Origin of the sequence: Streptomyces sp. NPDC001410 (assembly GCF_042895235.1) — a bacterium.
In the GTDB taxonomy this organism is placed as follows: domain Bacteria; phylum Actinomycetota; class Actinomycetes; order Streptomycetales; family Streptomycetaceae; genus Streptomyces.
Genome location: NZ_JBIAWE010000009.1, coordinates 25,315 through 38,867, shown reverse-complemented (window position 1 = coordinate 38,867; position 13,553 = coordinate 25,315). Strand labels below are relative to the sequence as shown.

13 protein-coding genes are annotated in these 13,553 nt (G+C 69.1%); 9 read left to right on the top strand and 4 right to left on the bottom strand.

Going from position 1 to position 13,553, the window contains the following annotated elements; genetic code table 11:
- Positions 1–203: 203 nt before the first annotated feature.
- The 4 genes from ACFY3C_RS20610 (at position 204) to ACFY3C_RS20595 (ending at position 3,528) form a co-directional block, all read left to right on the top strand.
- On the top strand, positions 204–1,481 hold the full coding sequence (locus ACFY3C_RS20610; RefSeq protein ID WP_390771783.1) for a hypothetical protein: 1,278 nt from the start codon (positions 204–206) through the stop codon (positions 1,479–1,481).
- A gap of 179 nt (positions 1,482–1,660) precedes the next feature.
- The gene (locus tag ACFY3C_RS20605) at positions 1,661–2,182 is read left to right on the top strand and encodes a sigma-70 family RNA polymerase sigma factor (protein ID WP_390771782.1); all 522 of its coding nucleotides are present in this window, start codon (positions 1,661–1,663) and stop codon (positions 2,180–2,182) included.
- Positions 2,179–2,871 (top strand): hypothetical protein, encoded by a 693-nt coding sequence (locus tag ACFY3C_RS20600; protein ID WP_390771781.1) that lies wholly within the window; start codon positions 2,179–2,181, stop codon positions 2,869–2,871. Before ACFY3C_RS20605 ends, ACFY3C_RS20600 begins: the two co-directional genes overlap by 4 nt.
- A gap of 30 nt (positions 2,872–2,901) precedes the next feature.
- Complete coding sequence (locus ACFY3C_RS20595) at positions 2,902–3,528, top strand: hypothetical protein (protein WP_390771780.1); 627 nt, start codon at positions 2,902–2,904, stop codon at positions 3,526–3,528.
- 54 nt (positions 3,529–3,582) lie between these two features.
- Here ACFY3C_RS20595 and lysS read toward each other — a convergent pair whose 3' ends face one another.
- Entirely contained in the window at positions 3,583–5,322 is a 1,740-nt protein-coding gene (gene lysS / locus ACFY3C_RS20590) for a lysine--tRNA ligase (RefSeq protein WP_390771779.1), read from the bottom strand.
- Between the two features lie 128 nt (positions 5,323–5,450).
- Here lysS and argS point away from each other — a divergent pair, with 128 nt between their 5' ends.
- Positions 5,451–7,220 carry an arginine--tRNA ligase gene (gene argS / locus ACFY3C_RS20585; protein ID WP_390771778.1) on the top strand — a complete coding sequence of 590 codons (1,770 nt, stop codon included), beginning with the start codon at positions 5,451–5,453 and terminating at the stop codon, positions 7,218–7,220.
- 46 nt (positions 7,221–7,266) lie between these two features.
- Here the strand turns inward: argS and ACFY3C_RS20580 are convergent, their stop codons facing one another.
- On the bottom strand, positions 7,267–7,767 hold the full coding sequence (locus tag ACFY3C_RS20580; protein WP_390771777.1) for a hypothetical protein: 501 nt from the start codon (positions 7,765–7,767) through the stop codon (positions 7,267–7,269).
- A 109-nt stretch (positions 7,768–7,876) separates the two neighbouring features.
- Between ACFY3C_RS20580 and ACFY3C_RS20575 the strand changes: the two genes are divergently transcribed.
- From ACFY3C_RS20575 to ACFY3C_RS20565, 3 genes are all read left to right on the top strand, one after another.
- A complete protein-coding gene (locus ACFY3C_RS20575) occupies positions 7,877–8,530 on the top strand; it encodes a TetR/AcrR family transcriptional regulator (RefSeq protein WP_390771776.1) in 654 nt (217 codons plus the stop codon).
- Positions 8,531–8,885: 355 nt separating this feature from the next.
- Positions 8,886–9,173, top strand: coding sequence for a DUF485 domain-containing protein (locus tag ACFY3C_RS20570; RefSeq protein ID WP_390771775.1), 288 nt, complete (start codon positions 8,886–8,888; stop codon positions 9,171–9,173).
- Entirely contained in the window at positions 9,170–10,792 is a 1,623-nt protein-coding gene (locus ACFY3C_RS20565; RefSeq protein WP_390771774.1) for a cation acetate symporter, read from the top strand. Before ACFY3C_RS20570 ends, ACFY3C_RS20565 begins: the two co-directional genes overlap by 4 nt.
- Positions 10,793–10,799: 7 nt before the next feature.
- Here ACFY3C_RS20565 and ACFY3C_RS20560 read toward each other — a convergent pair whose 3' ends face one another.
- Positions 10,800–12,167 (bottom strand): helix-turn-helix domain-containing protein, encoded by a 1,368-nt coding sequence (locus ACFY3C_RS20560; protein WP_390771773.1) that lies wholly within the window; start codon positions 12,165–12,167, stop codon positions 10,800–10,802.
- A gap of 194 nt (positions 12,168–12,361) precedes the next feature.
- On the opposite strand from ACFY3C_RS20560, the gene ACFY3C_RS20555 reads away from it, so the two are divergent.
- Positions 12,362–13,033 (top strand): hypothetical protein, encoded by a 672-nt coding sequence (locus ACFY3C_RS20555; RefSeq protein ID WP_390771772.1) that lies wholly within the window; start codon positions 12,362–12,364, stop codon positions 13,031–13,033.
- On the opposite strand, the gene ACFY3C_RS20550 is transcribed toward ACFY3C_RS20555, so the two are convergent.
- The gene (locus tag ACFY3C_RS20550; protein ID WP_390771771.1) at positions 12,973–13,482 is read right to left on the bottom strand and encodes an ATP-binding protein; all 510 of its coding nucleotides are present in this window, start codon (positions 13,480–13,482) and stop codon (positions 12,973–12,975) included. The two genes, ACFY3C_RS20555 and ACFY3C_RS20550, sit on opposite strands and share 61 nt — an antisense overlap.
- Between the last annotated feature and the right edge of the window lie 71 nt (positions 13,483–13,553).

The following is a 13,553-nucleotide window of genomic DNA, read 5'->3' as shown; positions in this document are numbered from 1 at the left end:
CCATGCATCTGACCTGCGAAGAAGCGGATCACCAGGAGCGGCCGACCGAAATTTACTGAATCATCTCCTCCGTTTTCCGGCCCTCCTGCACACATGCAAGGTTGGCTCGAAATAACTCCTTTGACGAAGATCCTGCTCTGAGTTTCGATGTCGATCGACCGTATGGTCACACGGGGAAATTCACGTCCTTCAGGGGGATTCGCATGCCCGGTTCCCGTACCAAGCTGCTCGCGCTCACTACCGCCTCGGCATTAGCCGCGTTGCTGGCCGTCACCGTGACGCCGGCGGCCGAGGCCAACGACGGACAGCGAGCCACCACCACCGACGCCGCGCTCCTCGCGCACGCCAAGAAGGTCGCGCCGCTGAACGCCGTCGCCAACGCCCTCGGCAACCAGGGCCGTGGCGCGTTCACCGACACCTACAGCGACCAGCACGTCGACGAGGACGGCGGCTTCGTCACCCTCTACGCCACCGACAGCGCCCGGGCCGCGAAGCTGATCGCCGCCGCCAAGCACGCCCACCCGACGATCAACACCGCGCTGATACGCGTTCAGCACGCCGATTTCAGCAGGAAGGCGCTGGACCGGGAGATCGACAAGATCTTCCCGCTGGGCGCCGTCAAGGACGCCTCGAAGGAGGTGTACTTGGGCGCGACGCCCAAGGCCGACGGCTCCGGCATCACCGTCGAGGTCAAGCCGAACGCACTGCGCCGGGTGAAGGCGCAGGGCAACCGGCTGGACGGCATCCCCGTCACCTACGTATCCGGCAAGATCAAGACGGCGACCTCCTGGCGATGGAACGACGGCCGTCCGCAGATCGGCGGCGACGTCCTCATCGGCAACAACCGCAAGCCCGGCTATGTCTCGCAGTGCACCGCCGGCATCGCCGCCGAGAACTCGCACGGACGCGACTACCTCATCACCGCCGCCCACTGCTTCCCCAAGGGTGCGGGCGTCTACGGTGAGGCCGGCCGGACCGTCGGCCACTTTACCTACACCAAGGGCAAGTACTTCGGGAAGGTCACCAGCACCAAGGACGGGTGGGACGCCCAGCTCATCGACAGCGGCCTCTACAACGGCAAGGGCTTCAACTCGGACGAGGCCGACACGCCCGCCGGCAAGTGGTACGCCGTCAACAACTACGCCTACTCCTACAAGGGACAGAGGGTCTGCCAGGACGGCGCCCGCTCGTTCTACGAGCACCAGGGTGTCCCCTGCGACATCACGACCGTGAATGACGACTACCGGTACAGGATCAGGTGGGACGACGGCTCCCTCCACAACGTACGGGGTGTCCAGGGCAAGGGGCACTACACCGGCACCGAGGGCGACTCCGGTGGCCTCGTCTTCACGGTCAACGACAGCCGCCGCCGCCAGGCGCGCGGAATCGTCTCCGCCGGCAACGGTACGCAGGAGATCGAGTGGACGGAGGCCACTGACATCCTCCACAGCTTCGGCCTGAAGCTGAACCCGCACCAGTAACCCGGCACCGCCGCGAGGGGCACCACAGAGCTTCCACCCGGAGCCTGTGGTGCCCTTCGCGCGTGTGGGTGGCATCCCGCGCCGCACCGTCCGCGGCGGCCCGTCGAACTTCCTGGCCGCAAGGCCCCAACCGGACGGGGGAGTTGTTCGTGATACCGGGTGAGGGGATCGGAGGGAACGTGGCCGAATGGTCAAGGCTGCTGTCCGAGCTCGCGCGGGAGCGCGGCGCGGAGCTGAACCGGTACGGCTTCCTGCTGTGCGGCGACCGCGCGGAGGCCGCCGACCTGGTTCAGGAGGCACTGGTACGGGTCTTCTCCCAGCCCCGCCGTGCGTGGGAACTGGGGGAGGCGGAGGCATACGTGCGTCGCACGATGCTCAACCGCTACCTGGACCTGCACCGGCGCCGCGCCCGTTGGATCCGCGCGCTCCCACGGCTCGTGTCGTCGGAGCCGGTCGCCGACCACAGCACGGACGTCCTGCACCGGGTCGACCTCATGGACGCCATGCACGGACTGTCGCCGAGGCAGCGGGCGTGCGTGGTGCTCCGTTACTACGAGGACATGTCCACCGCGGGCATCGCGGCGCGGCTCGGCTGCGGTGAAGGCACGGTCAAGCGTCATCTGAGCGACGCGCTGGCACGGCTGGGCGCCCAATTGCGGCCACCACAGCATCACGTCGCGGAGGAAAGGCTGGAGACATGAAGCCCGAGGACCTGCGCGAACAGTTGCTGGCCGCCGCGCACCGCACACCGCCACCGGAGATCGACACCGAGCTCGTCCGGACCCGGGTGCGCCGGCGCAGGCGCGCCCGCTACACCGCCGTGGCCGGGGCAGGCCTGGCCGTGGCCGCCGCGGTGGTGCTGAACACGCTGCCGTCCGCCTCCACACCGGAGACCAAGACACCGGCGGACTCCTCGGTCAGGCAGCCCTCGGCGGCGAGTAGCGCGGCTCCGGGACTCCCTGACCACACCTGCGGCACGAGAATCCCGGCGAGTTCCGGCCGCGGAGCCGTGACCGTACGCATCTCCGATGTGCGCGCGGCCCCGAACGGAACCCCGCAGGTCACCTACGCGGTGCATGCGACCGCCCCGGCGGTCCTGTCCGGCGGGCCACTGGTTCTCGTCCTGAAGGACGGCCGGGTCGTGGCCGGTCAGCAGCCGTCCGGACCGGCATCCGAGAACACCACGAACCCGGTGACCATCACCCCCGACCACCCGCACCGCACCCGGCTCGCGCCCGTGCCGGGCCGTCCCTGCGCTGGAACCAACTGGAACTCGGTGTGGAAGGGCGGCTACGAAGTGGCCGTCGTCCTCGCCGTCCAGCAGACCGTGCCCTCCGGTACCCGGGCCCCTGATTCATTGATCGTCGCCCGTGCCCCGCTGTCCGAATGAACGGCCTCTCGACATCTCACGGAGGAACCCATGCGCCGCACCCTGCTGCCCGCCGTCCCCGTCCTGCTGCTCGCCCTCGCCGGGTGCGGGGGGAATTCCGACGCGGTGACCGGTGACCAGGCCCACCCCGCCCCGACCACCACGAGTCCGCCGCTGAAGCAACAGGACCGCTCCCTGCCCTGCGACAGCACCGTCGAACGCCCCGTCGTCGTCAGTGGCCCCGACGAGCCTCTGCAACTGACCGTCACATCCCTGCGGCGCCAGGGCTCCACCCTTCGGACCACCTACAAGATCACCTCCGGCGACCGGAAGGAGATGCTCAGCCTGCCGATCGGTGAGATCCCGCCCACGGCCCTCCTGCTCAAGCACGGCGTCATCGTCGGCCGCCAGAAGCCCCCCGCCGACAAGGGCCCGGACGGCAGCCCGGCCATCGGGTATCCCGTCGGTAAGCGCCCGTACACGAAGACCCTGGCGCTCGACAGCCTCTGCCGCGGCACCACATGGTCCGACGTGGACAAGCACCCCGGCGACTACCAGGTCGTCGTCGTCATGTCGGTCCAGCCGGACGGACCGCCCTCCGACAAGGAGCCCGCAGACGGTGTCCACAAGTTGCCGCTCCTCGAAGCCACCCGCGACATCTCCACGAAGAGCCAGTGAACACAGGAGGGGGCGCCCGGTGTCACCGGGCGCCCCCTCCTCCTATGACGCGGTCTACTCCCCGAGCAGGGCCCGCACCCGCTCCTGCCCCACCGCCAGCAGCAGCGTGGGCAGCCGAGGCCCGGTGTCCCGGCCCACCAGCAGGTGGTACAGCAGCGCGAAGAACGACCGCTGAGCCGTCTTGATCTCCGCCGGCAGCTCCTTGGGCGTGGCGTCGGCCGAGAACCCGGCCTGCACCTTGGGCACGCCGTACACCAGGTGGGTCAGCCCGTCGAGCGACCAGTGCTCGGCGAGCCCGTCGAGCAGCAGCCGTACCGACTGCTGGGACGCCTCGTCGAGGGACTTCAGCAGCTCGGCGTCCGGCTCGTCCCGGACGATCGTGCGCTGGTCGGCGGGAACGTGCGTGTTGATCCACGCCTCGGCCCTGTCGTACCGCGGCCGCGCCTCGTCCAGCGAGGACAGCGGCTGCTCCGGGTCCAGCTCGGAAAGGATCCGCAGCGCCTGGTCCTCGTGCCCGGCGGTGATGTCGGCGACGGAGGCGAGCGTGCGGTACGGCAGCGGACGCGGCGTCTTCACCAGCTCACCGGCGGCCGTACCCACGGCCCGCGTGTACGCGGCGACGTCGGCCGGCAGCGCGGACCCGTCGGCGACCTTGCCCGCGAGCTTGTCCCACTCGTCGTAGAGCCGCTGGATCTCCTGGTCGAAGGCGATCTTGAAGGACTGGTTGGGCCGGCGGCGGGCGTACAGCCAGCGCAGGAGCTGCGGCTCCATGATCTTCAGAGCGTCCGCGGGGGTGGGCACGCCGCCCCGCGAGGACGACATCTTCGCCATGCCGGAGATGCCGACGAACGCGTACATCGGACCGATGGGCTGCTTGCCGCCGAAGATCCCGACGATCTGGCCACCCACCTGGAACGAGGACCCCGGGGACGAGTGGTCGACACCGCTCGGCTCGAAGACGACACCCTCGAAGGCCCACCGCATCGGCCAGTCGACCTTCCAGACCAGCTTGCCGCGGTTGAACTCGCTCAGCCGGACGGTCTCGGAGAACCCGCAGGCCGTGCAGGTGTACGCCAGCTCGGTGCTCTCGTCGTCGTACGAGGTGACGGTCGTCAGGTCCTTCTCGCAGTTGCCGCAGTACGGCTTGTACGGGAAGTACCCGGCGGAGCCGGAGCTGCCGTCGTCCTCGGACGCGGCGCCCGAGCCCTCCTCGGCCTCCAGCTCGGCCTCGTCGACGGCCTTCTGCTGCTTCTTGGCAGGAGCCTTCTTCGTCCGGTACTGGGCGAGGATCGCGTCGATGTCGCCACGGTGCTTCATGGCGTGCAGGATCTGCTCGCGGTAGACACCGGAGGTGTACTGCGCGGTCTGGCTGATCCCGTCGAACTCGACGCCCAGCTCGGCGAGCGACTCGATCATCGCGGCCTTGAAGTGCTCGGCCCAGTTCGGGTGCGCGGAGCCCTCCGGCGCCGGGACGGAGGTCAGCGGCTTGCCGATGTGGTCGGCCCACGACTCGTCGACCCCCGCGACACCCGCCGGCACCTTCCGGTACCGGTCGTAGTCGTCCCAGGAGATCAGGTGGCGGACCTGGTGCCCGCGGCGGCGGACCTCGTCGGCGACCAGGTGCGGGGTCATGACCTCACGCAGGTTGCCCAGGTGGATCGGACCCGAGGGGGAGAGGCCGGACGCGACGACCACAGGTTTGCCCGGGGCCCGACGCTCCGACTCCTCGATGACCTCATCCGCGAAACGGGAGACCCAGTCGGTGGTCTCGGTGCTCTGAGCCACGATCGGCACGTCCTTCTTTCTGAACGGGGTGACACCCCATTCTCACAGACGGACTTGCGTCGGCGAAAACCGCTTTACCCACCATGGGATACTGGCTGGGTCTATCCATCCCCACGAGGAGAACGGCACCCATTCCTATGGCCTCGGTCACGTCCCTCAGCGATTCCGTCCAGCAGCAGCTCGCGTCCGCCCTCTCGGCTTCCCTGCCGGAGGCCGCCGGCGCGGACCCGCTGCTGCGACGTAGCGACCGGGCCGACTTCCAGGCCAACGGGATCCTGGCGCTCGCCAAGAAGGCGAAGGCGAACCCGCGGGAGCTGGCCACGCAGGTCGCCTCCCAGATCGTCGCCGGTGACGTGATCAAGGAGATCGAGGTCTCCGGCCCCGGCTTCCTGAACATCACGATCACGGACCGGGCGATCACCGAGAACCTGGCCGCGCGGTACACGGACGAGACGGGCCGCCTCGGCGTGCCGCTCGCCGCTGAGCCGGGCACGACGGTGATCGACTACGCGCAGCCGAACGTGGCGAAGGAGATGCACGTCGGCCACCTGCGGTCGGCGGTCATCGGCGACTCGGTCGTCCAGCTCCTGGAGTTCACCGGCGAGAACGTGGTCCGGCGGCACCACATCGGCGACTGGGGCACCCAGTTCGGCATGCTCATCCAGTACCTGGAGGAGCACCCGCACGAGCTGGACCACAAGGCCGCCGAGGTGACCGGCGAGGAGGCGATGTCGAACCTCGACCGCCTCTACAAGGCCGCGCGGAAGAAGTTCGACGCCGACGAGGAGTTCAAGACCCGTGCCCGGCGCCGGGTGGTGGACCTCCAAGCGGGCGACCCGAAGACCCTCGCCATGTGGCAGAAGTTCGTGGACGAGTCGAAGATCTACTTCTTCTCCGTCTTCGAGAAGCTGGACATGGAGATCCAGGACCCCGACATCGTCGGCGAGTCCGGCTACAACGACATGCTGGCCGAGACCTGCCGCCTGCTCGAAGAGTCCGGCGTCGCCGTCCGCTCCGAGGGCGCGCTCTGTGTCTTCTTCGACGACATCAAGGGCCCGGACGGCAACCTGGTCCCGCTGATCGTCCAGAAGTCGGACGGCGGCTACGGCTACGCGGCCACCGACCTTTCGGCGATCCGCGACCGTGTCTTCAACTTGAAGGCGAACACGATCCTGTACGTCGTCGACGCCCGGCAGGCCCTGCACTTCCGGATGGTCTTCGAGACCGCCCGCCGGGCCGGCTGGCTGAACGACGACGTCACGGCGTTCCAGCTGGCCTTCGGCACGGTCCTCGGCAAGGACGGCAAGCCGTTCAAGACGCGTGAGGGCGAGACGGTCAAGCTGGAGGACCTGCTGGACGAGGCTGTGGACCGGGCCACTGCGGTGGTGCGGGACAAGGCCGAGAAGGTGGGCCTGACGGAGCAGGAGATCATCGAGAACGGCCGCTACGTCGGTGTCGGTGCGGTGAAGTACGCGGACCTGTCCACCTCCGCGGTCCGTGACTACAAGTTCGACCTGGACCAGATGGTCTCGCTGAACGGCGACACCTCCGTCTACCTCCAGTACGCCTACGCCCGTATCCAGTCCATCCTCCGCAAGGCCGGCGAGGTCCGCCCGGCGGCCCACCCGGAGCTGGCTCTGGCCGACGCCGAGCGCGCCCTCGGCCTGCACGCCGACTCCTTCGCGGAGACGGTGGCCGAGGCCGCCAAGGAGTACGCCCCGCACAAGCTGGCCGCGTACCTGTACCAGCTGGCGAGTCTGCTGACGTCCTTCTACGACCAGTGCCCGGTCCTGAAGGCCGAGACGCCCGAGCAGGTGGAGAACCGTCTGTTCCTGGTGGACCTCACGGCCCGCACGCTGCACCAGGGCATGGCGCTGCTGGGTATCAGGACGCCCGAGAAGCTCTGACCGGTTGTGAGCCCGTCTCCGGCGTCGGCGCACCCGGAGACGGCCTCTACGCGATGTGGTCGTCCTGCAGTTCCGCCGTATGGCGGTTGATGAAGCGGTTGACCATGCGAGCGGCCTGATCAGGCGGGAGCATGATGCCGTACGTCGCCTTCACGCCGTCGCTGAACCGGTCGAAGGTGGGGTAGCTGCCTTCAATCGACTGCCTGAAGATCTGGTAGAAGGCCTCATCGCGGAACCCCTCGGCGAACTTGGCTGTCTCCTCCCTCAGTCGAACGGCTTCCTCGCGGGCCTCTTCGCGAATCCTCTCGGCCTCGGCGCGCAACTCCCATGCTCGTCTCAGAATCAGCCCGGAGACCGAGTGGCCGTGGCCCAGTTGCATGACGTCCAGGATGTTGCCGCCGGGCATCGTCACGACGTGGTCGGCGAGCAGCGTGCTCAGTGTCTCGCAGACGGCCCCCGCGTCCGCCGGGCGGTCATCCGGGCGTTTGGCGAGGAGGTTCAGGATGAGGTCGTTCAGGGGAGCCGGGAGGCCGCCCTCGACCCGCACACGACCCCACCCCCCCGAACAATGTTCGGTTATCGGAGTGCGTGTACCGTAAAAGCTGAGCGAACGGCGCTACGAAGGACGGAGCGCGCAGCGATGTGGGGGTGCAGCGGTGGCCCGACCGACCAAGCCGATCCTCAGCCGGGGCGGCATCTGCGCCGCGGCACTCGCCATCGTGGACCGTGAGGGGCTCGCCGAGCTGTCGATGCGAAAGCTCGCCGGGGAGCTCGGAGTTCAGGTCTCCTCCCTCTACGAGCACGTCAAGACCAAGGACGACGTCCTCCACGAGGTCACCAACACCATCATGGAGAGCGTGGACGTCTCCGGCTTCGAGACCGGCGACTGGCGGCACGGCGTGGCGTCCTGGGCCCGGTCCTACCGCGCCGCCCTCGCCGCCCACCCCCATATCGTTCCGTTCCTGGCCCACGGCCCGGCCCGCCGTGAGGCCTCGCTGCGGCGCGCGGACACCGTGCACGGCGGCCTCGTCGGCGCCGGCTGGCCCCCGCGCTACGCCACGATGATCGGAGCCTCGACCAAGTACCTGGTCATCGGGTCGGCGATGAGCTCCTTCGCCCGAGGGTTCGACGACGACGTACAGGTCTACGTCGAGCGATATGCACACCTGGCCGACGCCCACCGCCTGAGCGACCACGCGGACACCATCGACCGGGACAGCTTCGAACTGGCCCTGGAGATGTTCCTAGACGGCCTCAGCGTGCTGCACGCGCGCGTGACGGAACCCAAGGCGTCCGTGTCGGGCTCCTGATCCGCCCCGCCCGCCGACCCGGCGGTGGCTCCAGATCCGCCCAGTGGCCCATTGCCGATCCGCACCACCCGGTCGCAGCGCGGTGACACCTCAACCTGCCGCGGTCCCACACCTTGTCGGGCGCAGGACCCCACTCTAAGCTCCCAAACCGAACGGCGTTCGGTTGTGGTGTCGGGGCTATCCCTGCTCAAACACGGCCTCGCGTCACCGCTCGCAGCAAGGAGTTGATGCCGTGTACGGGCCTCATGAGTCGCGCTACGGGTTCCCTCAGCCGCACTGGCAACCGTCGCCGCACGGGCAACCGCCGCTGTATGTCCGTGAGGCTCCTGAGGAGTGGGGCACTCCGCCCGAGGTGATGACGTCCCTCGCCCAGCTGCGTGCCGAGCGCCGCTCCAGGATCTTTCCCGTCGCCGCCGCTGTCATCAGCTTGTACCTGGTCAATGCCCTCATGGCCAGCTGGGCGCCCGACGTGATGGCGATCGGACTCATCGGCCATCTGAACGTCGGCCTGGCGCTGGCGCTGCTGCAGTGCGGCACCACGCTCGCGGTCTGTCGGTGGTACGCACGCTACGCGCGAACCCGCCTGGATCCGCTCGTCGACCAAGTGCGCGCAGGACTGGGATACCGAGGGGAGGAGCAGTGACCACATCTCCCGTGCCCGCGTCTCCCGTGCTCGCGTCTCCCGTGCTCGCGCAGACGACCCACACCGGGGTTGTCATCACCGTCTTCGCGGTCTTCGTCGTCGGCGTCGTGCTCATCTCCCTGCTGGACGCCTCGCAATCGGACACACCCCGGCGCTTCTTCGCGGGCGGTCGCCGACTGTCCTCCCCTCGCAACGGCATCGCCCTGTTCGGCGACTTCATCTCCGCCGCAACGCTGCTGGGGACCCCCGGTCTCATCGCCCTGGCCGGGTTCGACGGCATCCCCTACCTGCTGGGTCCCATCGTCGCCTGGGCTGTGATCCTCCTGCTGGTCGCCGAGCCGTTCCACAACGCCGGGCAGTACACGGTCGGCGATGTGCTGGCGCGGTATCTGCGGCCACGCCCCGTCCACATGGCCATGGGCATCGCCACGCTGGTGATCTCGCTGTTCTACCTGACGGCTCAGCTGGTGGGTGCCGGTGCCCTCGCTGCCCCTCTGCTCGGCATCACCGGAGTCCCGGCCCAGAACTTCCTGATGCTGTTCCTCGGCATCCTGATGATCATCTACGTGGCCATCAGCGGCATGTACGGCGCGACGCTGGTGCAGTGCTTCAAGGCCGCCTTCCTGCTGGTTGCCAGCGTGTACCTGGGTCTGCTGGTACTGGGCAAGTTCGGCTGGAACCCCAGTCACCTGCTGGGGGTCGCGGCCGAACGCAGCGGCGTCGGCGAGACGTTCCTCGCGCCCGGAGCGCGGTCCCAGGGCGCCGGCACCGACAAGCTGGACGCGCTGAGCCTGCAACTGGGAGCGGTGCTCGGAGCAGCCGGCCTCCCGCACCTCCTGCTGCGCCTGCGCGCGGTGCCCAGCCCACGCTCCGCCCGGCGCTCCGTCCAATGGACAGCCGCATTGACATGCGTCTTCTGCGTGACCGCAGGGGTCCTCGGGTTCGGCGCGGCAGGCCTGCTGGGGCCTCGGACGGTCGTGAGCAGCAATGCCTCGGGGAACACGGCGACGCTGCTGCTGGGGGGTTCGCTCGGCGGGTCGCTGCTGCTCACCGTGATGTCGTGTGTGGCGTTCGTGACCATCCTGGCCGTCGTGGCGGGCATCGCCCTCGCCGCCGCGACCTCTGTGGCGCACGATGTCTATGGTGCGGTGATCATGAAGGGGCGCGCCACCGCGTCCCAGGAAGTTCTGGTGGCCCGGGCGTCGGTGGTGGTGATCGGCGCCGGGGCGACGACCATCGCCCTCTTCTCCTCACGTCTCAACGTCTCCTTCGCCGCCGGGCTGGCGTTCGCCGTTGCGGCCTCGGCGATCCTCCCCTCGTTGCTGTTCGGCCTGTACTGGCGGGGCTTCACCACCACCGGAGCACTGTGGAGCGTCTATGGCGGCCTGATCTGCTCGGTGTCCCTGGCCGTGCTCTCTCCTGCCGTCTCCGGAAATCCGGCCGCGCTGTTCCCGGGTATGGACTTCGACGTCTTTCCGCTCAAGTACCCGAGCATCGTCTCGGTCCCCCTGGCCTTCCTGCTCGGATGGCTGGGCTCCGTGATGGGTAAGGAGAGGACCCATCCGGCCACCCGGTCCGCCTTCGAGCTGCGCATGCTCGTGGGCAGCGACTCGTCGTAGACACGTCTCAGCCCGCGTTCGGCGGGCTGTAGGGCAGCCACTTGTTGGTGCCGTCGGCGTTGTACCAGTAGGCCTTGTCCCCACGCATGCCCACCGTGCGGAACGGTTTTCCGTGGTCGTCGATCCGGGCCGTGCCCTGCTGGTCTCCGCTGCTCCAGCTCAGTTCGAGGTACCAGCCGACGTCCTGGGCGGCGGTGCTCGCGTCGATGTTCAGTACTTCCGGGTCGTCGACGGACACCTTGTACGGGAAGTTCGTCGCGCGCGTCTCGATGTTGCCCTCGTGGCCGGGTACCGGCTTGGCGTTCGGCGCCGGTGCGTCGAGGTCGACGGCGAACGAGGCGGGCGCCAGGTCGCCGCCGCAACCGCTGCCCATCATGTAGGCGTTCCCCTTCGGTGCCGTGCGCGTGCTGGTGGTGTGGACCCGGAGCGCGTGCAGCACGACGGGCCGGCTGCTGCTGCCCTGCACGGTGACCTGGAGCCGCAGATGCCCGGCCGGTGCGGCGCCCAGGGCGGCCGCCCAGCCGTCGGTGGCCTGACCGGCCGGTGGCGGAGGCACGCTGCCCGGCGGGCGCTGGAGGAGGAACCACTGGTCGCAGGGGCTGTCCCAGTTGTTCGTCAGGACGTTCACGTGGAACGGCGGTGCGGTGCCGGCGGCTGTGGCGCTGCTCTCCGAGGGCTTGCCGGTTTCCGTCGGCGTCCCGGGCGAGCGACTGGCATCAGCTGATGAGGACGGCGATGTGGTGGACGCCGGGGCGGACGTCTTGACCGTTGCGCGGTCGGACGTGGTCGCCGCGCCATGTGCGGCGCCGGACTGCCCGGTCGCACGCGCTGCGGTCCTCTCCCCGTCAGAGGCCCATCCGAACTGCGTGGCCGCAGCGGCCACGGCAGCCGTGACGGCGACTGCACTCACGACGGCAGCGGCCACGACGGCGGACCGCCGTCTGCGGGACCGTACGGCCGGGGCGGCGGCCATGGCAGTCGGTGGCGGTTCGGTTAAGGCCTCCACTGAGGCTGGTGCGTCGGCGACTACGGCGACATCGGGGGCATCGACCGGTTCGACTTCGGTGGAAGCCTCGGCGTGCTCAGCCACCACCTCGGCCTCAGGAGCGCCAGGCGTCTCGGTCGCCCGACGGCGAGCGGCGTCCGCCAGGATCCAGTGGCGGTGCAGCTGCACCAACTCGTCCCGAGTGGCCCCGCACACGCGGGCGAGCCGCTCCAGCGGAGCGTAGTCGTTCGGCACGGTTGTGCCGTTGCAGTAGCGGTGCACCGTGGACGTGCTGATGTGAAGCCGCTTGCCGAGCGCGCCGTAGCTGCGGCCGGAACGCTCCTTCAACGCGAGCAGCAGCTTCGCCAGTTCTTGGGACTCGTCCGCCATCGTCTCTCCCCACCATCCCAGAACGGCGTTCCAGGCCCCGACGTATCCCCAGTTCAGACGGCGTGGAACCGTTTCAGGGTTCCCAACTGCCCGTGGAATATGGCGGGTGAGACGGATCGCACCGCACGGTTCAGGTCATCGGCCGGTTCACCCGATCCGGCCCCGACCGAACCAACCAACGGGAGAAGCACCACATGTCCGTCCAGCGTTTCCTGGTCTCCGCGGCCACCCTGGCCCTCGGCTCCTTCGCCCTCGTCGCCTGCGACCCCGGCTCCGCCACGGGTTCCGCTCCCACCGGCACGGCCACCACCGCCTCGGCTCCGGCGCACGCCACCGCCTCGCCCACCGCCGAGCCGTCCCGCGCCTCCACCGGAACGGCGACCGAGGGCAACGGCTCGGCCAAGTCCACGCCCACGGCCGCCAAGCAGACCGGCGCGCACAGCTCGGGCACCGCGTCCGGGACCGGCGGCGGCACCCGAGCCGGTGCGTGCCGTGCCGACCAGCTGACGGTCACCGCCGCCCCGGTCTCACAGCCCGTGAACCACCTGCTGATCACCGCCAAGAACACCAGCGGCGCCCGCTGCGACCTCGGCATCATCGGCCTCGTCACCTTCGACGGACGCGTCCGGGCAACCACCCCCGACGGCATCGGCGGCGGTCCCAACATCCTGCGTCCCGGACAGTCGAACTACGAGGGCGTCGCACTCGACCAGCAGGACGCCCCGGGGCAGGGCAGCGACACCTCGTACCTGACCGTGAAGCTGGACAGCGGCGACACCCTCCGTATCCCGGTGAAGGCACACGTTCACGCACCGCGGATCTCGGTCTGGGAGCCCTCCGCGGCCGACGCGCTCTCCGCCGCGTAAGGACACGACCCCGTCCGGGTGCCGGCCGTGACACGGTCGGCACCCACAGCGTCCCGGTACCACTCGCACCACACCAGCTTCCCAGGGCTGCGTTCCGCCACGCCCCACTTGTCACTGAGTGCGGCGACGAGCAGCAGCCCACGCCCGCCCTCGTCCGGGTCGTCGGCGATCCTCGGCACACCGGATCCGCTGTCATGCACTTCGGCCCGCACCACCAGCCCGTCGTACCGCAGCCGCAACAGGAACCCCCGCCCCGGCGGCGCCCCGTGCACCAACGCATTCGTGGCCAACTCGCTCACACAGAGCGACAGATCGGCGAAGCGGTCCCATTCGGCCAGCCCCCAGTACCTCAACGACCACTCTGTGAACCGCCTGGCCGCGGGCACGGATCGGCGGGCGCGGCCGTAGAACTGGTCGCGTTGGTAAGGGAGTTCGAGTTGCGCGTTCACGGGGCGACTGTCGCGCAGAGTGACTAGTCTGGATCAGTACGTGATCCCGTACAAAGCGTTTGTACGGGATT

Excerpts from the sequence above, each read along its gene's own strand:
- ACFY3C_RS20555 (WP_390771772.1), top strand. The coding sequence starts at position 12,362 with ATGTCCGTCCAGCGTTTCCTGGTCTCCGCGGCCACCCTGGCCCTCGGC.
- ACFY3C_RS20595 (WP_390771780.1), top strand. The coding sequence starts at position 2,902 with ATGCGCCGCACCCTGCTGCCCGCCGTCCCCGTCCTGCTGCTCGCCCTC.
- ACFY3C_RS20560 (WP_390771773.1), bottom strand. The coding sequence starts at position 12,167 with ATGGCGGACGAGTCCCAAGAACTGGCGAAGCTGCTGCTCGCGTTGAAG.
- ACFY3C_RS20610 (WP_390771783.1), top strand. The coding sequence starts at position 204 with ATGCCCGGTTCCCGTACCAAGCTGCTCGCGCTCACTACCGCCTCGGCA.
- ACFY3C_RS20600 (WP_390771781.1), top strand. The coding sequence starts at position 2,179 with ATGAAGCCCGAGGACCTGCGCGAACAGTTGCTGGCCGCCGCGCACCGC.
- ACFY3C_RS20570 (WP_390771775.1), top strand. The coding sequence starts at position 8,886 with ATGACGTCCCTCGCCCAGCTGCGTGCCGAGCGCCGCTCCAGGATCTTT.
- argS (WP_390771778.1), top strand. The coding sequence starts at position 5,451 with ATGGCCTCGGTCACGTCCCTCAGCGATTCCGTCCAGCAGCAGCTCGCG.